This window comes from Camelimonas fluminis (assembly GCF_014656355.1).
GTDB classification, from domain to species: Bacteria; Pseudomonadota; Alphaproteobacteria; order Rhizobiales; family Beijerinckiaceae; genus Camelimonas; species Camelimonas fluminis.
The window spans coordinates 313,089-333,974 of the sequence record NZ_BNCG01000003.1 but is presented as its reverse complement, the minus strand read 5'-3'; the positions used below and the strand labels follow the sequence as shown (position 1 = coordinate 333,974).

The following is a 20,886-nucleotide window of genomic DNA, read 5'->3' as shown; positions in this document are numbered from 1 at the left end:
CAGTCCAAACGGCCATACGCCGGTGGGGCTGGGGGGCTGATAAACCCGGCGAAACAGCGTCAGACTGCCGGAACAACGAGGGGATTATTGACGTGACTTTGCGGCAACCGCAAGGCATGGCGATGTCGATATCATGATTTTTCAATAACAATTTCTTGAACATCGACAAGTACAATAAACTTACACAATCATTGATTGCTGCACAACAAATAATCACTTCCAATACAACGACAATACAATTTCGGGCTGGCGCCCGCAGCAGCAAGGCCCCGCGACCTGAAATGGGCGCCGCGAATGCCGGCTTGCAGCATTTCCTGTATTTGCGCAGACGATAATTCTGGAAAATGTCCTCGCCACGCCTGTCCGGGCCGCCGCGTCAGGGCCAGGTCGCTGCGCCATTTACCTCGCGACCAATTGGCCCCAGACTGGCGGCGCAACACATCGGTCTTGCGCTCTGGACCCAGGAGGAAAGCGACCGACATGATGACTTCAGAGCAACCGGATGAGCAAACCACGCGCCCGCCGCCAGGCGACGTCGTCGCCATCAACGCGCCGCTGTCCCGCGCAGTCGCCCCACCGCCGCTCCATAGCCCGGCCCCTGTCGCGCCGGCGCCACCCCGGGTCAGCTTCGACCGCCGGGAACTGAACACGCTGCTCAACCTGTACGGGCGTCGCGTCGCTGAAGGCGAATGGCGCGACTACGCCATCGATTTCCACAAGGACCGCGCCATCTTCTCGGTGTTCAGGCGGACATCCGAAGCGCCCCTGTACCGCATCGAAAAGCAGCCGCGCCTGGAGCGCAAGCAAGGCGCCTGGAGCGTGGTCTCGGCGGCGGGTCTCATCCTGAAGCGCGGCAATGACCTGTCCAGGGTCCTGGCCATCATCGACAAGCCGCTTCGCCTCGTGCGCGGCTGACGCAATTCCACGGAAGGCCGCTTCGGCGCCAGGTGGGATATCGGCCGGAAACGAAAAAGGCCCCGCGAACGGGGCCTTTTACACTGCGGTCCATTGCCGGACCTGACGTCACAACCGGATCAGTTGTTGCGCGAGCCGAAGAGCTGCAGCAGCATCGTGAACAGGTTGATGAAGTCGAGATACAGCATCAGCGCGCCGAGGATCGACTTCTTGGCGGCGGTCTCATAACCGTCAGCCTCGTAATACATCTCCTTGATGCGCTGGGTGTCCCAGGCGGTCAGGCCGGAGAACACCAGCACGCCGACCAGCGAGATGGCGAACTGGAAGGCTGACGACTGCAGGAACAGGTTGACCAGCGAGGCGATCACCACGCCGATCAGGCCCATCACCAGGAAGGTGCCGAACGCCGACAGGTCGCGCTTTGTCGTGTAGCCATACAGGCTCAGACCACCGAACGCCGCCGCCGTGATGAAGAACACCCGGGCAATCGAGGCGTGCGTGTAGACGAGGAAAATTGACGATAGCGACAGGCCCATGATCGCCGCGAAGGCGTAGAACAGCCCGCGCGCCGTCGACGCCTGCATGCGCTCCATGCGGGCGCTCAGGAAGAACACGAAGGCCAGGGGCGCGAGGATCACCACCCACTTCAGCGGGCTGGCGAACAGCGCGTAACCCACGCTGGTCAGCATGATGTTGCCGGCGCGCGCCGCAGCCTGCGAAGCGTCGTTCGTGACCGCCAGCATGTATGTGCCGATGGCGACAAGGCCGGTGATGGCCAGGCCGACCACCATGTTGTTGTAGACACCGAGCATGTAGGACCGCAGGCCCTGATCGAGCTCTACAGTCCCGGTCTGGGCATACCCCTGGTTCAGCTCAGGGGCGCCGCGGTTCCAGTTTGACATTAAACCCTCACAACGTCTCATAGTGCGCATGCGCCGTCCAACAGGGCGGACAGTTGCACCGTGAGCAAAACATGGTTGCTCAACGCGCATAATACAAGTGAAAACCCGCTCATGCGTTAATGCGCCTGCTGGAGCCGGCGACGCGGAGATCGGGGGCCTGGAGAAGTTCCCGCGCCCCGGCTTTCACCCTCAGTTCGCCCGTAGCCGCTGCGCCGGGGACTGGCCAAGCACCCGCCACGTGCCGGCAAGGCCAAGCCCTACCGTGACGATGATGGCGATGATGATCGCCATCATCGGCTCCGGCCAGCTGAACAGGAACTCAAGACGCATCGATCTCGTCACGATGAACCACCCCGCCGCCGCGCCGGCGGCGAGGCCAAAGACGCTGGTCACCACCGCCAGCCCGCCATACTCCAACGCGTAGGCCAGCAGCAGCCGGCCGCGCGTGGCGCCGAGGGTTTTCAGGATCACCGCATCGTAGAGGCGCGCCCGCTGGCCGGCCGCCAGCGCTCCGGCCAGCACCAGAACGCTCGCCGCGAGTGAAATCAGGCTGGCGCCAGCGACAGCCCAGGACAGCTTGCCGACGATCTCGTCGATGGCGTTGAGCGCCTCGCGCACCCGCAACGACGCCACCATCGGAAACGCCTTCGCCGCTTCGCGCACCACAGGATCCGCGGCCCCGGCTGGCGCGCCCGGGGGCATCCGCAAGGTGGCGAGCGCCGTGTGCGGCGCGCCGCGAAACGTGTTGGGCGAGAAAATCATGACGAAATTGATGCCGAGCGAGCGCCATTCGATCGCCCGCAGGCTGGCGACCCGCGCCCGGATTTCACGTCCGAGCACATTCACCACCAGCTCGCCGCCCACCTCCACGCCAAGTCCCCTGGCGATGCGCTGGTCCAGCGACACCAGCGGCGGGCCGCTGTAGTCCGCCGGCCACCAGGCGCCTGATGCGATGCGCGATCCCTCCGGCGGCTTTTCCGAGAAAGTGACGCCGCGATCGCCGTCCAGCACCCACGCCACGTCCTGCGGCGCATTGATCTTCTCCGCCGGCACGCCGTTGATGGAGACAATGCGGCCACGCATCATCGGCACGCGCTCGAAACGGCCGCCGGGGACGAGCTGATCGATCATGGCGGCGAAGGCGTCGGCCTTCGCCGAGGGGATGTCGACGAAGTAGAAATCCGGGGCCGTGCCTGGAACCGACCGGGTCAGCTGGTCGCGGATATTGGTCTGCACCAGGGCCAGCGCGACCAGCAGGGTCACGCCGAGGCCAACCGACAGCACCAGCGACGGCGTCAGCGCGCCGGCGCGATGGATATTGGCCAGCGCCAGCCGGGCCGGGGCATGGCGCGGTCGCGGCAGGCGGCGCGCCACGGCCATCACGCCCATCGCCACCAGACGCAGCATCAGGAAGGTGAGGAACGCGGCGACGACGAAGGCGATGGCGATGCGCCGGTCATAGGAGAAGCCGATGGCGACAGCGACCAGAACGGCGAGCCCCGCCGCCATGGCCAGCAGATAGACAGGGCGCGGCCAGCGCCGGTCCGCGTCGGCCATGTCGCGGAACAGGCCGGAGACCGGCACGTCGCGCGCCCGCCCCAGCGGCCCGATGGCGAAGACGAACGCCGTCAGCAGGCCATAGACCGCCGCCAGCGCGAGTTCACGCCAGGCCAGGGTGGGAATGATCGGAACCGGCAGCAGATCGCCGGCCAGCGCCACGGCGGCGAACGGCGCAACCGCCCCGACCATCAGGCCAATGAGGACGCCAGCCAGCGCCACCAGCATCACCTGGGTCAGATAGATGGCGACGACGCTGCCGCCAGAAGCGCCGAGGCTCTTCATGGTGGCGATGCTGCGCCGCTGCCGGTCGACAAAGCCACGCGTGGCGTTGGCGACGCCAACGCCGCCCACCAGCAGGGCCGTTAGCCCCACCAGCGACAGAAACTGGGTGAAGCGCTCGATATTGCGCTCGAATTCGGGCGCCGCCGCCTGGCGGGACCGCACCTGCCATCCGGCCTTGCCCCAGTCGGCCTCCAGCTTCGTCTGCACCGCTTTCAGCGCCGCGTCGTCGTTGGCTCCGACGGGCAGCGCCACCTGCCGCGTCCAGCGCACCAGACTGCCGGGCTGGATCAGGCCGCTGGCGCGCAAGGCTTCCGTGCTTACCATCAGGCGCGGGCCGAAGCCGTAGCCGCCGCCGAGCTTGTCCGGCTCACTGACCAGGCGGGCGCGCAGCTCGACCGGCTTGTCGCCGATCAGGATGCGATCGCCGACCTTTACCCCAAGACGGGCGAACAGGGCCGGTTCGGCCACCGCGCCCGGGGCGCCGTCGCGCACGGCCAGCGCGTCGCGCAACGACAACGCCGGCTCCAGCTCCAGCTTTCCAACCAGCGGATACGGGTCTTCGATTGCCTTCAGTTCGACCATGGCGGCCGAGCCGGCGTCGCCGGCTGGTCCGTCGACCCGGGCCATGGCGCGTAAATTGGCCGTGACGGCGTTAGCTCCCAACCCCTTGATATAGGCCGTTTCGCGGGCGTCAGGCTCGCGCTGGACAAAGCTGATGGCGAGGTCGCCGCCCAGAATCGCCCGGCCCTCGCGCGCCAGCCCCTCCGTCAGACTGCGCGAAATGCTGGAAACCGCGGCGATGGCCGCGACGCCCAGGATAATGCAGCCCAGAAAAACCCCAAAACCGCGCAAGCCGCCACGCAATTCGCGCAGCGCCAACCGCAGGGTCAACGGCAATACGGCGCGTTGGCCGCCCACGGCGTCGACGCTCATGCCGCGGCTTCCGGGGCGAGCTGTGCCTCGGCGGCGTCGATCCGGCCGGAGCGGATGCGGATCACACGGTCACAACGCGCCGCCAGATGGTTGTCGTGGGTCACGATCACCAGCGTCGATCCGCGCTCGCGACGCAACGAGAACAACAGGTCGATAATGCTGGCGCCGGTGGCTTCATCGAGATTGCCGGTGGGTTCGTCCGCCACCAGCAGGGGCGGATTGGCGACGATGGCGCGGGCCACCGCCACGCGCTGCTGCTCGCCGCCAGACAATTGCGCCGGATAATGGCCGGCCCGGTCAGCCAGACCGACTGCGGCGAGTTCGGCGGCGGCGCGGGCGAAGGCGTCGGCCGCGCCGGCCAGCTCCAGCGGCAGGGCGACGTTTTCCAGCGCCGTCATGGTCGGCACGAGATGAAATGACTGGAAGACGATGCCGACATTGCGGCCACGAAACCGCGCCAGCTCGTCTTCGCCATGACGGGTGAGGTCCTGGCCAGCGACGACGACGCGTCCGCTGTCGGGGCGCTCAAGCCCGGCCAAGGTCATCAGCAGGGTGGATTTTCCGGAGCCGGACGGGCCGACGAGACTCACGATCTCGCCACGGCGGATGTCCAGCGAAATGCCTTTCAGGATGTGGACCCGCGCCGCCCCGACGCCGAGCGACAGTTGTAAATCTGTCAGCGCCACCGCCATATCATGGGTCGATTCGCGATCTGCGGGCTGCGCCATGCTTCAAGTCCAATCCTGCTGTCGACACGCTGCGTCCGGTCCAGGCAGAGCCGCGTAAATGCCCAGCCTCTTCACATTTGCCGCAATTCCAGGGACAAAAACAGGAAAGAGGCAACCGCGGGCAGCGCCGCCACAGAAACGGCTTGTGCTGCAAGGGCTCTGGCGCCTGACGCAATCAGCCTCATATGGGGTCATACGGTCCCGGCGCCAGCCCTGATGCGCCGGACGATACGACCTTCACTCCCGCAACTCCCGTCCGCCACGGAGACTTCCCGCATGTCACGGCCCGCCTGTCGCACCAGCCCATCCATGACCCGGCAGGGCAGCGTTGGCCAACCGGCTGCGCGGTCCAGGCGCGCCGGGCGCCGGTTCACTGTGGCGGCAGGCGTCCTGGCGCTGGCCATGATGGCGTCGGCCAATATTGTCCTTGCCCAGGAGGCGGCGTCTCCGGCCCCGGCCTCCGCACAGCCGGTCCCGGCTCCAACGTCCCCAGCGCAGCAGGAGCAGCCAGCCCCCGCCCAGGCCGCGTCCCAGCAACAGCCCCCCAACGCCGGAGTCCCGCAACAGGCCCAGCCGCCGCAGGCAGAAGCACAGCCGCCGGCCGCACAGCCCCAGACGAAGGAACAGGTGCTGGTGGTGCTCGGCGACAGCCTCAGCGCCGGCTACAATCTGCCGGGCGACAAGGCGTTTCCCGCCGTGCTGGAAAAGGCCCTGCGGGTGCGCGGCCACAATGTGAAGGTGGTGAACGCCGGCGTTTCTGGCGACACCACCACCGGCGGCCTGGAGCGGCTTGACTGGTCGGTGCCGGACAATGCCTCCGGCGTCATCGTCGAACTGGGCGCCAACGACATGTTGCGCGGCGTTGATCCGGCGATCCCGCGCGACGCGCTCGACAAAATCATCACGCGTCTGAAAGCGCGCGGCATTCCGGTGCTGCTCGCCGGCATGCGGGCGGCTCCCAACCTTGGCGGCCGTTACAGCGATGATTTCGAGAGCATCTACCAGGATCTGGCGAAGCGCCACAATCTGGCGCTGTATCCGTTCTTCCTCGACGGCGTGGCCGGCGAGCGCAACCTGCTGCTGCCCGACGGCATGCACCCCAATCCGGTCGGAGTCCAGATGATGGTCAGCAGGATCCTGCCGACCGTCGAGCAGTTTCTGGCGTCGCTCACCCCGCGATAGCCGGCCTGGTCAGGAATCCGCCTGATCTGGTCCGGCGCCAGCCTGAAGCTCCCCGGATCGACAGGCGTGGCGCCAGCCTGCGATACTGCGACAACAGTTGCGGCGCCTGCCGCCGCAAACCGGCGACGGACCGGATCCCGACGCAAGCCGCTCCGCGTTCGATCGTGTTTCGCCCAGCCATGCGCTGATGTCCCGCGCGCCAGGAACATCAGGCTCACGCGGAGGTCCCATGCCACGACTGTTCACCGGACTGGAGCTTCCAACCGATCTCGCCGCCGCGTTGACTGGCGCGCGCGGCGGCCTGCACGGCGCGCGCTGGATTGATCCGGAAAATTACCACATCACCCTGCGCTTCATCGGCGATGTTGATCATGGGCTCGCGCGCGACGTTTACGGCCTGCTGGCGGAAATCCACCGCGACCCGCTGGAAGTCACCATCGAGGGACTGGACGCTTTCGGCGGCAAACGCCCCCGCGCCATTGTCGCCCGCGTCGTCCCCGACAGGGCGTTGCTTGAATTGCAGGCGGCGCATGAGCGACAGATCCGCAAGGCCGGGGCGGCGCCGGAAGGCCGCAAGTTCTCCCCGCATATCACGCTGGCGCGTCTGCGCGATGCGTCGCCGCTTGATGTCGCTGACTATCTGGCGGTGCGCGGCGCTTTTCCGCGCTTCACCTTCACCGCCCGACGCTTCGTGCTGTACTCCTCGCGCGATTCCGTCGGCGGCGGGCCGTATGTGGTCGAGGCCGCCTATCCGCTGGGCTGAGCGCCAGATCTCCCGGAAGATACGGAAGAAATCTTGAAATCGGCGTTATTGGGGCCAGATTCCGGTCTATCCATTGCCAATTGGCAACCTGTCGGGAGACACGTCCCTCATGCCCCGTTCGCTGACCGAACCTTTCACCGAAGCGGAAATGCAGGCGATCCGCCGCGCCGCCAGCGGTGAGGACGCCGGCGCCCATGCCCGTGAAGAACATGTCCGAACCAATTTCTGGCGCGCGCTGAAGCGCATCGCCCGCCATACGCCGTTCGCCCACGATCTGGCGGCGGCGTTCTATTGCGCGCGCGATCCGGCGACGCCGATGAAGGTGCGGATGATCCTGTTCGGCGCGCTGGGCTATTTCATCATGCCCCTCGACGCCATCTCCGATTTGCTGCCGCTCGTTGGCTTCACTGACGATATCGCCGTGCTGACCCTGGCCATCGCCACGGTGACGACCGCCATCAAACCGGAGCACCGCCAGATGGCGGAAAACGCCCTGGCCGACCGCGACGCCCCCGCGGAGCCGTCGACCATTGATGAGGATGGCGCAAGGCAGGACAGGCGCGGCGGCTGGCGCAAATGGACGGGTCGCTCCAGACGGTGAGACGCCGCGACGCCCCTGCCGCGAGGGCATGTTGCGTCCCATCAGCCGGTTGCGTCTTTTGTCGGTCCCTGACACAAGTTCCTAACGCCCTGATAACGATCACAGGGTATGATCATAACATTCGCATTAGCGACCGTTCAGGTCCCAGCCGCGCGGTCGTTGCCTCACGTCATTTATGAGGCCCTTCGGGCTCACCACCGCAGGGGATTTGATCATTCAATGATTCGTCCGGACCGTTTGTTGCGCCGCGCGCTTGTCTGCATGGGCTTGCTGCTTTCAACCACTCTCGTCGCCGGCCTGGCGACGGACGCCAACGCCCAGGGACGCAGCAAAGCCGCGGCCAGGGCCGCCGCTCCCGCCGGCGGCCAATCTGTGGGCACCTATGGCGACTGGGGCGTCTACGTCTCCCGGAATGGCCGCGGCAAGGTCTGCTACGCCCTCTCCCATCCCAAGGTCCGCCTGCCCAAGGGGCTGAACCGCGATCCCGGCTATGTGTTCGTTTCGGCGCGCCCGGCGGACGGCGTCCGCAACGAGATTGCCTGGGGCCTCGGCTTCTCCGCCAAACCCGATGGCGAAGTGCTGATCGACGGCGCCGGCCAGCCGGTGGTGACGCGCGGCGAGAGCGCCTGGTTGCGCGACGCCTCCCAGGAGGGCCCGACCGTCGCCGCCATGACGCGCGGAACCAAGCTGGCGCTGAAGGTGCAGTCGCAACGCGGCAACAGCCTCACCGACGAATACTCCCTGCGCGGCTTCACCCAGGCCATGGAGCGGGTGCGCAAGGAATGCCCGTAAGCCGGCGTCAGCGCGCCGCCAGTCAACGACATCAAGCGGGCCATATGGCCCGCTTTTTTGTTGCTCTCCCGGGCAAGGACGGACGACCTGAAGCATTCGCGAGAAAAGTGGAGCCCGCTTTTCGTCACGAAAACACGTCGAATCAAAGAGCGTGGCGTTTTAGGTGAAGCGGTTTTCACCGGAAATGCTCCAGGGCGGCGCCCGGCAAGGCGGCTGAGCCGACTTGAAAAGCGGCGTCATCCTGGCCATTTCCGCCACTGTACACGTTGCACACGCCCGCGCGTCCGCGCGTTTTCCCGCAAGGTGGACGTCGTCTCGCGTCCAGGGAGACGCGTCGCGCCATGGCGCGGGCGCAAAACGCCGGTTCACAATACTTCAGGGAAGACTGATGACGATGGCAGACGAAAAAAGCGGTCATAAACAGGCGTTCGGGGCGGACGTCGCGCGACTGCTGCACATGATGGTGCACTCGGTTTATTCCGACAAAAGCGTCTTTCTTCGCGAACTGATCTCCAACGCCGCCGACGCCTGCGAGAAGCTGCGCTATCAGGCCATCGCTCGCCCCGAACTTCTGGGAGACGATGCCTCGGGCATGCGCATCGACATCACCCTCGACCGCGCGCGCCGCACCCTGACCGTCGCCGACAATGGCGTCGGCATGACCGCGGAGGAGATGACCGAGGCGCTCGGCACCATCGCCCGCTCCGGAACCCGCGCCTTCATGGAGGGGCTTCAGGGCGGCGCAAACAACCAGGGCAAGACGCAGGACGCCAGCGAAGACACCGCGACCGCCTCCGGGGAGGCGCATCTCATCGGTCAGTTCGGCGTCGGCTTTTACGCTGCCTTCATGGTCGCCGACCAGGTGGAGGTTTTCTCCCGCAAGGCCGGCGCGGACACGGCGGCGCGGTGGTCATCCGACGGCAAGGGCGAGTTCACCGTCAGCCCGGTCGACCTCGCGGACGCCCCGGCCCACGGCGCGCGCGTCGTGCTGCATCTGATGGACGGCGCCGACGAATGGCTGGATCCGGCGAACGTGCGCCGTCACATCCGCGACCAGTCCGGCCATGTGCCGGTGCCGGTGACCCTGCACTTCACCCGTCCGGCGCAGGACGACGACGCGGCGGCGGACAATGGCGTGGAAAGCGATGCTGCGGACGCTGAAAAGCCCGCGAAGCCGGACGAAGCGGTCGATGAACAGATCGTTGACGGCAGCGCCCTGTGGACCCGGTCCCGCAACGACGTCAAGCCGGAAGAATATACCGATTTCTACCGCTCCGTCGGCGGCATGTTCGACGAACCGGCGATGACGATCCACTACCGCGCCGAGGGCCGACACGAGTTCAGCGCCCTGCTGTTCACGCCGTCGTCGCGGCCGTTCGACCTGCTAGATCCCGAGCGCAAGGGCCGGGTCAAGCTCTATGTCAAACGCGTGTTCATCACTGACGACACTGAAATCCTGCCGCGCTATCTGCGCTTCATGCGCGGCGTGGTCGATTCCGCTGATCTGCCGCTCAATCTCTCCCGCGAGATGATCCAGAACAGCCCGGTGTTGCGCGCCATCAGCCAGAACGTCACCGGCCGCGTGCTCACCGAACTGGAAAAACTGGCGGAATCCGACGCGGACGCCTACGCGAAAGTGTGGGAGAATTTCGGGCCCGTCATCAAGGAGGGCGTGCACGAGGACTTTGCCCGCCAGGAACGACTGCTCGGTCTGGCCCGCTTCAGGACCACCACCGGCGGCGACAGCTGGCGGTCGCTGAAGGACTATGTAGCGAACCTGCGCGAGAACCAGACGGCCATCTATTACATCACCGGCGACGCCGCGGCGAAGCTGGAGAGTTCGCCGCATCTGGAAGGTTATCGGGCGCGCGGCGTCGAGGTGCTGCTGCTGACCGACCCGGTCGACAGCTTCTGGGTGATGGGGGCGCCAGGCTTCGAAGGCAAGCCATTGCGTTCCGTCACCCAGGGCGGCGCCGATCTCGACCTGATTCCGCTCATCGATGCGGACGCCCCGAAGGGCGGCGACGCCGGCCCCGAGGTCACCGCTTTCATCACCGCCGTGAAGGAGACGCTTGGCGACGCTGTCACCGATGTGCGCGCCTCAAACCGGCTGACCGACAGCGTTGTCTGTCTGGTGGCGCCCGGCGGCGGCTATGACCGGCATATGGAGCGGCTGCTTTCCGGTTTCGGACGACTGGATCAGGCGACGAAGCCGGTGCTGGAGATCAACCCGCACCACGCGCTGACCCAGGCGCTGGCGGCCCTGCCTGCGGACGATCCGGACTTCCGCAGCGACGTGGCGCATCTGCTGCTGGATGAGGCGGCGATTCTCGATGGCGGCCAGGTCGGCGACGCCAGCGCTTTTGCCGGGCGTTTGACGCGACTGCTCGCCCGCGCCGCGCGCGGCAAGCAGCAGGCAAGCAACTGACGACAGCATTCCGGCCAGGCAAACGCCTGACCGGAATCATTGCCGGCTATTATGCACAACATGCCTGAAGCAAATCCGTTCACCTGAGGCGGATTCTGCTCCCCTTGGCGCGCCATCGCGCGCAGCAGGCCAGATCTCCTGAAAAGGCTTCAGCCTGGCCGTCCGCCCGCTGCGTCCTTGCGTCTGGCGGCGGAGAGCGCCTGCAGCACATTGGCCGTCGCTTCGTCCACCGGGAAGAACGTTTCCAGCGCCAGTTCCGACAGCGTGATGTCGAGCGGCGTGCCGAACACGGTGGTGGTGCTGATGAACGACAGTACGACGCCGTCCATGGCCAGTTGCAGCGGCGCGACGATGCCAGTGGCGGCGCTGCGGCGCGTCGCACCGGGCGGAGCCGGATAGGCCTTCAACTCATCCAGCAGGGCGATCAGTCCGGCGTCTGCGGTGACGTCGATCTGCTGGCGCAGCCGGGCCAGCAGATGGTCCCGCCATTCATGGAAATTCAGCGTCCGGCTGGCGAGGCCATCCGGGTGCAGCGACAGGCGCATCACATTGACCGGAGGCTCCAGCAGGGCTGGCGCGACGCTGGCCAGCAAGGGCGCCACCGCCGCATTGGCGGTAATCAGGTTCCAGTGCCGGTCGATGGCCAGCGCCGGCCAGGGATCGTGCCCGGCCAGCACCTGTTCGACGGCGGCCCGGGCGCCCGCCATGTCGGGATGATCGAGCGGACGCTCGGCGAAGACGGGCGCATAGCCAGCGGCAACCATGAGCACATTCCGTTCACGCAGCGGGATGGATAGGTGCTCGGCCAGCAGCATCAGCATGTCGCGCGACGGCTGCGCCCGGCCGGTTTCGACGAAGCTCAGATGCCGCGTCGAGATATCGGCTTCACAGGCCAGATCAAGCTGGCTCATGCGCCGCCGCAACCGCCATTCCCGCAACCGGGCGCCAACATCGCCCTGCGTCTCCGCCATCACCGCTTCTCCCTCTCAACAACGGGCTGATCGAAGCACGACGACCGACGCGCCGCCATTACGCCGGGGGTAATGGTCAGTCTCCGCCTTGCCGGAAGGAGGCGTGATACTCCGGGTTCGGCCGCATATCGATGGCCGAGGCCATGCGGTTGCTCATGTTGTAGAACGAGGCCACCGCGCCGATGTCCCAGATATCGCGATCGTTGAAACCGGCGGCGCGCAGGGCGTCCCGGTCAGCCTCGACCACCTTCTCCGGCGCTTCGGTCAACTTCGCGGCGAAATCCAGCATGGCGCGGTGGCGCGCGTCGAGATCGGCGGCGCGATAGTTCATCACCAGCAGTTCGCCAAGCACCGGATCGCCGGACAACTGCCGCACGGCGGCGCCATGGGCGGTCAGGCAATAGAAGCAGCGGTTGATGCTCGACACCACCACCGCGATCATCTCGCGCTCCAGCTTGGACAGCCCGGACGGCGACAGCATGAGATCATTGTAGAAGACGGAGAATGCCTGCAGCTTGGCGTCATCGAACGCATAGGCCTGGAGCACGTTCGGCACATAACCGATCTTCTCCTCGCACTTGCGAAAATAGGCCTGCGAGCGTTCCGAGAGTTCTCCAGCCGGCAGCGTCACCGCCATGATGTGACTGTCCCGCTGCCGGCGGGGCGTCGCATCTCCCACGGCGGGCTTCGCCGCCTTGCCCGCCTTCTTTCCCCTGTCATCGGACTTCTTCGCCATTGCGTTCCCTCCGCTGGAGAAAGCCGGTTCATGGTGAACCAGACTTTTCCTGTCTTTCTGGATTGACGTGCATCTTCAGGCGCGCCCGCCGCGCCGGTTTGGCCAGAGTGAGCGGAAGCGGCGATGTATGCAATGGCGATGCGGAGCGCTTCCGGTTTTCCTGTTTTGAGGGAATCCGGAGCAGCCAGACAACGCCGTCTGGTCAAAATGCGCTCTGGGGCATGTCCGGTGAAATCCGGTTCACTCAAACCGCCATAGCTCTTTGATTTGACAGCCATTCTTCGCGAGAAGCGGATTCTGTTTTTCTCGAAAATGCTTTAGCGGGGAATCGTTGGCTGCGGCGGCGCATGCCGCGCCAGAACGTCGATGAGTTGCGGGCGCAAACCTTTCAGGCTGGTCAGAAACGTCCGCGCCGTCTCATCGCCCTCCGCCCGGCGGCTGAGGCCAAACAATGTCACGCCGCCGCCCTGTCGCGGCATGTAGCGGTAGGCGTTCCACTCGACCATAAACTGGCCGTCCGGGCGCTTGCCGCTGAGCACGAAGTCGAGCAGGACCTCGCCGCTGCGTGCGTTGCGGATCACTGACATGTTCACCAGCGGATCTTGCGGCTTGCGGGCGTTCAGGTTCGCGACCTGGGCGCGCACAGCCCCGGCGACGTCCATGCCCTGGCTGATGACTTCAAGCAGGACCATGCGGCTATGCCGGCCGGGCGTTTCTCCGGCAGGCAGATATTCCTGCTTGAAATAACCCGGCCGCGGAGCCGAGGACCAGGCCAGCCCGTACCGGTCGCCGGCAATCTCGATGGGACCTGGAACTCCCAGATAATCCCTGACCTGCTGCGCCAGCGCCCCGGGCGCCGGCAGCAGAATGGCGACCGCAAGGGCCAGTCGCGCCATCCAGGCCAGACGCGAGCCGGCTGGAGCAATTCCCGATCTACATGGATCGGGGATTGCTAGAGTTTCCCTTGTTTTGAGCGAATTCTGATCGACCAGACGATTCCGTCTGGTCGGAAAGCGCTCCAGCCATTCCGAAACTGTCTCACGCGCCGCCAGTTCGCCCGTCATCCGGCTCATCCTGTCCCGGTTGCTGTCCGAGCCTGCAGGTTCGCCCTCCGCACCCGGGAGGCCAAGCCAGCTTCACGCGATCGTCAGCCCTTGAGTCGCATGGGCAGGCCAGCGGCGAGAAACAGCACCGTGCCGGCGATGGCGGCCACGGACTGGTTCAGGCGGCCCGCCTCATCACGAAACCGCCGCGCCAGCGCGTTGTCCGGCACGATGCCGAGGCCAACCTCATTGGCGACGACGAACCACGGGCCGCGCGGGGTCTGCAAAGTCGCGACCAGCCGCCCAATCGCCTCCGCCACATCAGCGCCGGAGAGCATGACATTGGTCAGCCAGACGGTCAGGCAATCAACCAGAACCGGCTCGCCCGGCGGCAACCCGGCCAGCGCGCCAGGAAGGTCGAGCGGCGCTTCCAGCGTGCGCCAGCCGGCGCCGCGGCGGTCGACGTGATGGCTTATGCGGTCGCGCATCTCGTCATCAAACGGCTCCGCCGTGGCGATGTAACGCCACGGCGGAGCAAGCTGTTCGATCAGCAGTTCGGCGTGCCGGCTCTTGCCAGAGCGGGCGCCCCCAAGCAGCAGGGTCAGGGAAGCGGCCGGCAAGTCACTCATGGCGCGCCCTTCCCCCGGGATTCAGTGCCGGAAGTGGCGGTGGCCAGTGAAGACCATGGCGAGACCAGCTTCGTCCGCGGCCTTGATGACTTCATCGTCGCGCATGGAGCCGCCGGGCTGGATCACCGCCGTGGCTCCGGCCTCGGCCGCGGCCAACAGACCGTCGGCGAAGGGGAAGAAGGCGTCAGACGCCACCACCGAACCCACAGCAAGGCTCTCGGGCAGACCTGCGGCCTTCGCCGCTTCGGCAGCCTTCCAGGCGGCGATGCGCGAGGAATCGACGCGGCTCATCTGGCCAGCGCCGACGCCGACCGTGGCGCCATCCTTCACGTAGACGATAGCGTTGGATTTGACATGCTTGGCGACGCGGAAGGCGAAGCGCATGTCGGACAGTTCACGCGCCGAAGGCGCACGCTTCGTCACCACGCGCAGGTCCATGTCATCGACCACGGCGTTGTCACGACCCTGGACCAGGAAACCGCCCGAGACCGTGCGCACCGCGAGGCCGGCGGCGCGCGGGTCTGGCAGGCCGCCAGTCAGAAGCAGGCGCAGGTTCTTCTTGGCCGCGACGAGGGCGATGGCCTCCTCGCTGGCATCCGGGGCGATGATCACCTCGGTAAAGATCTCGACAATCTTGCGCGCGGCGTCGGCGTCGAGCGTCTGGTTGAGGGCGACGATGCCGCCAAAGGCCGACACAGGGTCGCAGCGCAGGGCGCGCTCATAGGCCTCGACAAGACTGGCGCCCTCGGCCACGCCGCAGGGGTTGGCGTGCTTGATGATGGCGACGGCGGCCGTGCGGGCCGGATCAAACTCCGCCACGCATTCGAAGGCGGCGTCCGTATCGTTGATATTGTTGTAGGACAGCTGCTTGCCCTGCAGCTGGCGGGCCGTGGCGACGCCGGCGCGGGCTTCGGGGCCGCGATAGAACGCCGCGCTCTGGTGCGGGTTCTCACCGTAGCGCATGGCCTCCGCCAGTTCGCCGCCGATGGCGCGGAACGCCGGGCTGGCCTCGCCGATCTGGGCCGCGAACCAGTTGGAAATCGCCGCATCATAGCTGGCGGTGCGGGCGTAGGCCTTCTGGGCGAGACGCCGGCGCAACTCCAGCGATGTGGAGCCGGCGTTGGCCTCCAGGTCGTCCAGCACCGCCTGGTAATCGGAGCCTTCGACGACCACGGCGACATCGCCATGGTTCTTGGCGGCGGCGCGGATCATCGCCGGACCGCCGATATCGATATTCTCGATGCAATCATCATAACCGGCGCCGGAGGCGACGGTCGCCTCGAACGGGTAGAGATTGACCACCAGCAGGTCGATTGGGCCGATGCCGTTGGCCAGCATCGCCGCCTGGTGTTCCGGATTGTTGCGGATGGCGAGCAGACCGCCATGCACCGCCGGGTGCAGGGTCTTGACGCGACCGTCCATCATCTCGGGGAAGCCGGTGACTTCAGAGACATCGAGAACCGGCAGCCCGGCCTGGGCCAGCGCCTTGCGCGTGCCGCCCGTCGAAACCAGCGTGACGCCACGTTCCGCCAGAGCCCTGGCGAATTCAATCAGGCCGGTCTTGTCCGACACGGAGAGAAGTGCGCGGGTCACGCGCCGCAGTTCGTTCGACATGTAAGATCCGTGTATTGTCCGATGTCATCCGGCCGCGCGGCGCCCGGCGCCAAAAAACGTCATGAAAGCGGCGCGATAGCACGGATGCGCCGGTGATCCAATCGTCGTTGCGTCACATGCCCGCAAGGCAGGCATGCGCGAACGCCGCGCCAACCCGCGGGTCACGCGCGGAATTCGTCAATCAGGGCGCGGATCGCTGATCCTGGCCAGGCGCGCCGCCCTCCCAGCCCTCACGCACGAACCGCCAGGCGATCTCGGTGGAGGCCGTGCGCTCCGGCGCCGTCATGTCGATGACCAGCTGCCTGGACGCCCGGGCGCCGCCCGGCGCGGCGAACCAGACGCTCTCCTCAATATGCACCACATGACCAGGCGCCTCGAAACGCCAGAACTGTCCATCGGGCAGACGCAACGACACGGCCATGCCGTCCTCTTCCGGGGCGACGTCCACCGCGGGGTGCAGATGGAACCGGATGACGGCCGACACCCGGCCAGAGGCCGATTTGACCAGCCGGTCCAAGCCTGCGAGCTGCTCGCCCTGGGACGACAGACGCCACTGGCGCTCGTGCACCACGCCGTGGCGGGGGAAGTAACCATCATGTGAGGCCGTGAGCGCATGGCCGCTGGCGTCGCCGCCATGCTCGGCCTTCACATTGACCGGGCCAGCAAGAATGACCGGGCCGAGCAGCCGCTCCAGCCAGGCCGCCAGCCGGTCGCCGCGCGGCGCGCCGGCAAAATGGCACGACGACGTATCCTCCACCGTTACGGTGGAATGAGCCGCAGTTGAGCGCGCCGCCAGCCGCGCCGCCGCCGAATCCACCGGCGAGGCGCCGCAATTGACCACCATCATCGAACCCGCGACGGACATCTCGAACGACAGGCATCCGGCGTGCGCCTCGGCCGAGAACGACCGTGGCGGCGGCGCGCCGACGTCGGCGATCACCAGTGTTCTTCCTGCGGTCATGCGCTCATAGCCGCTCCATGGCGCATGGGTCATTGGCCGGGCATGGGCGTCATCGTAGGCCAGCACCGTCGCCAGCAGATCGGGCGCCGACTCCCCCATGCCGTTGAACAGGGCGATGGCCCCATCCTCGTGCCGGAACAGCCGCAACATCGGCATCATGCGGTCGATGGCGGTGATCAGGGCGAGCGGCGGCTCCATGCCGCGCGTGGCGTAAACCTGCCGCAACGGCAACAGATCGGCCAGCAGTTCGATCAACCGGCGCGGATTGCGGCTGACATGGCCGCCATCCTGCAGGACATGCTCGCCGAGAAGCGAGCCCAGCGTAGCGTCGGTGCGGGTTTGGGAGCGCGACGGCGCGGCGACGCACAGGCTGGCGAAGCTCTGGGCAATGGCGATCAGCAGCTGGTCATCCGCCGCCACGTCCGGGCCGGCGGCGGCGCGCAACTGGGCCAGCGAGCGACCGACCGTGCGCATGAAGCGCAGGTAAAACGCCCGGTCCGCCCCCTCCAGCAGCAGCGGCGCCTGGGACAGGAACGAAATCAGACGACGCGAGACAACGCGCGGCAGCGCGCCGCCGCCACGCCGGTCGCCATCATGACGCAGAAAATCGTCGACAAGACTGCGAGCGTGGGCGCGCGCGATATCGGTGTTGGCGGCGCGCAAATGGCGCAGCCAGCCGAATCCGCACAACTCCTCGTCCCAGGCCTGACTGGGAGGCGAAACGCCAAACGGCGAACTGCCGCGTGTTTCCACCATACGGCCAGCGAAGGCGAAACGGCCGGCGTAATAGTCAGCCGCGAGGGTGGGATCTGCGGTGCGCAGATCCTGCGGCGCAACCAGCAGCCGCTCGGGCGCCCGCGCCGGGGTCGGGAAGATGCGGAGCGCGAGCGAGCCAGCCAGCGACAGGGCGCTGCGCACCGTTTCCCGTACGACCAGCGCATGAAGCCGCAATCTGTCGCCTGTCGCCGCCACCCAGAACATCCCTCCGGAGCATGCCTCCAGGACGTGGCGCGCCACCTCCGGATCAAGATCACGCCAGAGCGTCGCCGCTCAGGCCGCACCGCGGAAACACGCCAATCCGCCGTTCTCACGCACATTCGCGCGGCGCAGGCCCGCCCCGCCGGCATGCGCGTTCCCCAGCGCAGTGAACGTCACTTCACGCCAGCAAAAAAACACGCCAGGCCGGAGCGTTGGGCAAGGGACGCTTCCAGAACGTAAGCCATTGCCGGCGTCCAGACGAAAGCGGCCAGTGAATCGGCGTCGCCGCGCGTCCGGAGACTATACCGCGCCGCCCGGCGACGGGAAGCATGGCGCCGCAATGAATCCACGCGCTTTCAGCTTTTGCGCTGCAATCGCGCGGCGAAAAATCCGTCGAGGCCGGACATGCGGGGCTCCGCGTCTGGCAGCATGGAGGGGAAAGTGCGCACCTCGCCGGCCGCATTGATAGCTTCCGGTAACCCCGGCAACTCCGCCGCGGCCACGGGAACGCGCTGCATCTGCGGGTTGCGCTCAAGGAACCGGGCGATCTGCAGTTCGCCCTCATCCGGCTCCAGCGAACAGGTCGAATAGACCAGACGCCCACCGGGCTTCAGCAGCGCGGCGGCGCAATCGAGCAGCCGCGCCTGCAGATCGGCGAGCGAGGCGATGTCGCCCGGCCGCTTGGTCCACGCCACGTCGGGATGGCGGCGGATCGTGCCGGTGGCCGAACATGGCGCATCGAGCAGCACCGCGTCATAAGGCCCGCCCCGGATCTTCTCTGGAGCGACAGTCGCCAGATTAACCACGTGACGCTCCGGCGAGAAACCAAGCCGGCGCATGTTCGCGGCCAGCCGGTCCATGCGGGCGGGGGAGCGGTCGAAAGCCGCCACCTGGCCGCCCGCAGCCAGAAGTTGCGCCGTCTTGCCGCCAGGAGCGGCGCACAGATCGGCCACGCGCTCGCCGGGCTGCACATGCAGCAGCCGCGCTGGCAGCGCCGCCGCCGCGTCCTGCACCCACCATGCGCCTTCCGCATAGCCGGGCAGTTCCTCGATGCCCCGCGTCGTGCGCAGGCGGACGGTCTGCGTCGCCGCCGAATCTGGCGCCAGCGGCAGAGCCACGCCGTCGAGCCGCTCCGTCCAGGCCCCGGCCGGGCCACGCACGCTGACGTCCACGCCCGGTTCGTGGCGCAGTGCTGCGGCGATGGCCCTGGCTTGCGACTCGCCCCATGCGGCGCGCCATCGGGCCGCCAGCCAGCGCGGCGCGTCGATATCGAGAGGGTCGTAGCCGGCGACCTCATCCTTGCGCGCCACGACATTGCGCAGCACCGCGTTGGCCAGCCCGGTGAACGGCGCGGCGTTCCTGTCAGCCCGGGCCAGGTTGATGGCGGTGTCAACAGCGGCGTGATCAGGCGTATCCATGAACAGGATCTGCGCCGAAGCGGTGACGAGGATCGCCTCCAGCGGCCCGCACTTGCGCGGATAACCGCGCTCCATCAATTGCGCCAGCAAATGCTGGATCGAACCAAGGCGCCGCAAGGTGGCGGTGACGATGGCGCGGGCCAGACCGCGATCGCGGTCGTCGAGGTCGGCGGTCGCGTCCGCGAGCAGCGCGTCGACCTGCGGCGCTTCATCCGGCTGCTCCAGCACAGCGCGCAACACGATGACAGCGGCGCGCCGCGCCGCCATGCCTGGTCCCATGACCGCGCCGCCGCCCTGACGGCCCTGACCTTGCCCCTGGCGATTGCCGCGCGGCGCGCCGGCCTTGCCGGATGGGCGGCCAGAGGGGCGGCCCTTCCGGCGATCGTCTCCCGATTTCAACCCCACGGTCCGCTCCTGCGCGACCAGGGATTGCCAGCGGCGCCTGTGGTGAAACCGCCTGCGGAAGGCGCGCCGGGCTGGTCGACGCGCCAGCCCTTGCCCCAGGCCGCGGCCAGTTTCTGCAATTCATTGACGCGATTCTGCGTCGAGGGATGAGTAGAAAACAGATTGTCCATGCCGCGCCCGGAAAGGGGGTTGATGATAAACAGCGGCGCGGTGGCCGGATGCGCTTCCGCGCGCTCGTCGACAACCTGCGCCACGCCCTGCTCGATTCGCGCAAGGGCGGATGCAAGCCAGACCGGCTCGCCACAGATTTCCGCGCCCAGCCTGTCTGCTTCATACTCGCGCGAGCGGCTGACCGCCATCTGAATAACCATCGCCGCGAGAGGCGCGACAATGGCGACGAGCAGACCCGTCAGCGCCCCATGGCTGTTGCCGTTCTGGCGATTGCCTCCGAACAGCATGCCAAACTGGGCGATGGAGGAAATGGCGCCGGCAATGGTCGCCGCCACGGTCATGGTCAGCGTGTCGCGGTTGCGGATATGCGCGAGTTCATGGGCGATGACGCCAGCAAGCTCCTGCCGCGACAGCGCATGCATCAACCCCGTGGTGACCGCGACAGCCCCTTTTTCCGGGGTGCGCCCGGTGGCGAAAGCATTCGGCTGTGGACTGTCGATCAGATAGACGCGGGGCAGCGGCAACCGGGCGCGCCGCGCCAGCTCATGGGTCATCTGCACCAGTTCCGGCGCGCTGTGCTGGTCCACTTCCCGGGCGTTATAGGCGGCGAGAGCCAGACGGTCGGAATTCCAGTAGGCGAACACATTCATGCCAGCGGCCACCACCAGGGCGATCAGCATGCCGCCAGCGCCGCCCAGCATGTACCCCACAACGCCGAACAGCGCGGTCAGCGCCGCGAGCAGCAATGCGGTTCTGGCAAAATTCATCTGGCACTCTCCCATTTTCGGGCGCCAACCGGCGTGAAAATGCGTAAAATCAGCAGCTCCTGGCCTGGCGACCGTGGATGATCACGCGGGTGCGACGTCCCGGTCGC

17 protein-coding genes are annotated in these 20,886 nt (G+C 66.8%); 6 read left to right on the top strand and 11 right to left on the bottom strand.

The features are described 5' to 3' along the window. The first annotated feature begins 483 nt into the window (after nucleotides 1-483). Nucleotides 484-915: a DUF2794 domain-containing protein gene (locus tag IE243_RS06710; protein ID WP_373301600.1), complete on the top strand. Its 432-nt coding sequence runs from the start codon at nucleotides 484-486 to the stop codon at nucleotides 913-915. A 119-nt stretch (nucleotides 916-1,034) separates the two neighbouring features. On the opposite strand, the gene IE243_RS06705 is transcribed toward IE243_RS06710, so the two are convergent. The 3 genes from IE243_RS06705 to IE243_RS06695 form a co-directional block, all read right to left on the bottom strand. Further along, on the bottom strand, nucleotides 1,035-1,817 hold the full coding sequence (locus IE243_RS06705; RefSeq protein WP_191318551.1) for a Bax inhibitor-1/YccA family protein: 783 nt from the start codon (nucleotides 1,815-1,817) through the stop codon (nucleotides 1,035-1,037). 189 nt (nucleotides 1,818-2,006) lie between these two features. Next, nucleotides 2,007-4,592, bottom strand: a complete 2,586-nt coding sequence (locus IE243_RS06700) for an ABC transporter permease (RefSeq protein ID WP_191318550.1) — start codon at nucleotides 4,590-4,592, stop codon at nucleotides 2,007-2,009. After that, nucleotides 4,589-5,320, bottom strand: coding sequence for an ABC transporter ATP-binding protein (locus IE243_RS06695; RefSeq protein WP_191318549.1), 732 nt, complete (start codon nucleotides 5,318-5,320; stop codon nucleotides 4,589-4,591). The genes IE243_RS06700 and IE243_RS06695 overlap by 4 nt, the downstream gene beginning before the upstream one ends. A gap of 627 nt (nucleotides 5,321-5,947) precedes the next feature. On the opposite strand from IE243_RS06695, the gene IE243_RS06690 reads away from it, so the two are divergent. From IE243_RS06690 to htpG, 5 genes are all read left to right on the top strand, one after another. After that, the gene (locus IE243_RS06690; protein ID WP_244642917.1) at nucleotides 5,948-6,502 is read left to right on the top strand and encodes an arylesterase; all 555 of its coding nucleotides are present in this window, start codon (nucleotides 5,948-5,950) and stop codon (nucleotides 6,500-6,502) included. A 229-nt stretch (nucleotides 6,503-6,731) separates the two neighbouring features. Then, nucleotides 6,732-7,265, top strand: coding sequence for an RNA 2',3'-cyclic phosphodiesterase (gene thpR / locus IE243_RS06685; RefSeq protein ID WP_191318548.1), 534 nt, complete (start codon nucleotides 6,732-6,734; stop codon nucleotides 7,263-7,265). Nucleotides 7,266-7,374: 109 nt separating this feature from the next. Beyond that, nucleotides 7,375-7,866 carry a YkvA family protein gene (locus tag IE243_RS06680; protein ID WP_191318547.1) on the top strand — a complete coding sequence of 164 codons (492 nt, stop codon included), beginning with the start codon at nucleotides 7,375-7,377 and terminating at the stop codon, nucleotides 7,864-7,866. Between the two features lie 219 nt (nucleotides 7,867-8,085). Beyond that, entirely contained in the window at nucleotides 8,086-8,658 is a 573-nt protein-coding gene (locus IE243_RS06675) for an invasion associated locus B family protein (protein ID WP_244642872.1), read from the top strand. Nucleotides 8,659-9,046: 388 nt separating this feature from the next. After that, nucleotides 9,047-11,086 (top strand): molecular chaperone HtpG, encoded by a 2,040-nt coding sequence (gene htpG, locus IE243_RS06670; protein ID WP_373301591.1) that lies wholly within the window; start codon nucleotides 9,047-9,049, stop codon nucleotides 11,084-11,086. Nucleotides 11,087-11,235: 149 nt separating this feature from the next. On the opposite strand, the gene IE243_RS06665 is transcribed toward htpG, so the two are convergent. From IE243_RS06665 to htpX, 8 genes are all read right to left on the bottom strand, one after another. Further along, nucleotides 11,236-12,057 (bottom strand): helix-turn-helix domain-containing protein, encoded by an 822-nt coding sequence (locus IE243_RS06665; RefSeq protein ID WP_191318546.1) that lies wholly within the window; start codon nucleotides 12,055-12,057, stop codon nucleotides 11,236-11,238. Between the two features lie 76 nt (nucleotides 12,058-12,133). Beyond that, on the bottom strand, nucleotides 12,134-12,694 hold the full coding sequence (locus IE243_RS06660; RefSeq protein ID WP_244642915.1) for a peroxidase-related enzyme: 561 nt from the start codon (nucleotides 12,692-12,694) through the stop codon (nucleotides 12,134-12,136). 416 nt (nucleotides 12,695-13,110) lie between these two features. After that, complete coding sequence (locus IE243_RS06655; RefSeq protein WP_191318544.1) at nucleotides 13,111-13,857, bottom strand: HI_0983 family protein; 747 nt, start codon at nucleotides 13,855-13,857, stop codon at nucleotides 13,111-13,113. 83 nt (nucleotides 13,858-13,940) lie between these two features. After that, nucleotides 13,941-14,465 (bottom strand): bifunctional adenosylcobinamide kinase/adenosylcobinamide-phosphate guanylyltransferase, encoded by a 525-nt coding sequence (gene cobU, locus IE243_RS06650; RefSeq protein WP_191318543.1) that lies wholly within the window; start codon nucleotides 14,463-14,465, stop codon nucleotides 13,941-13,943. A 21-nt stretch (nucleotides 14,466-14,486) separates the two neighbouring features. Then, nucleotides 14,487-16,079 (bottom strand): bifunctional phosphoribosylaminoimidazolecarboxamide formyltransferase/IMP cyclohydrolase, encoded by a 1,593-nt coding sequence (gene purH / locus IE243_RS06645; protein WP_191318542.1) that lies wholly within the window; start codon nucleotides 16,077-16,079, stop codon nucleotides 14,487-14,489. A 181-nt stretch (nucleotides 16,080-16,260) separates the two neighbouring features. Then, entirely contained in the window at nucleotides 16,261-18,021 is a 1,761-nt protein-coding gene (locus IE243_RS06640) for a heparinase II/III family protein (RefSeq protein ID WP_191318664.1), read from the bottom strand. A gap of 353 nt (nucleotides 18,022-18,374) precedes the next feature. After that, entirely contained in the window at nucleotides 18,375-19,841 is a 1,467-nt protein-coding gene (locus IE243_RS06635; protein WP_244642867.1) for an RsmB/NOP family class I SAM-dependent RNA methyltransferase, read from the bottom strand. After that, on the bottom strand, nucleotides 19,832-20,779 hold the full coding sequence (gene htpX / locus IE243_RS06630; RefSeq protein WP_191318541.1) for a zinc metalloprotease HtpX: 948 nt from the start codon (nucleotides 20,777-20,779) through the stop codon (nucleotides 19,832-19,834). The genes IE243_RS06635 and htpX overlap by 10 nt, the downstream gene beginning before the upstream one ends. Nucleotides 20,780-20,886: the final 107 nt, after the last annotated feature.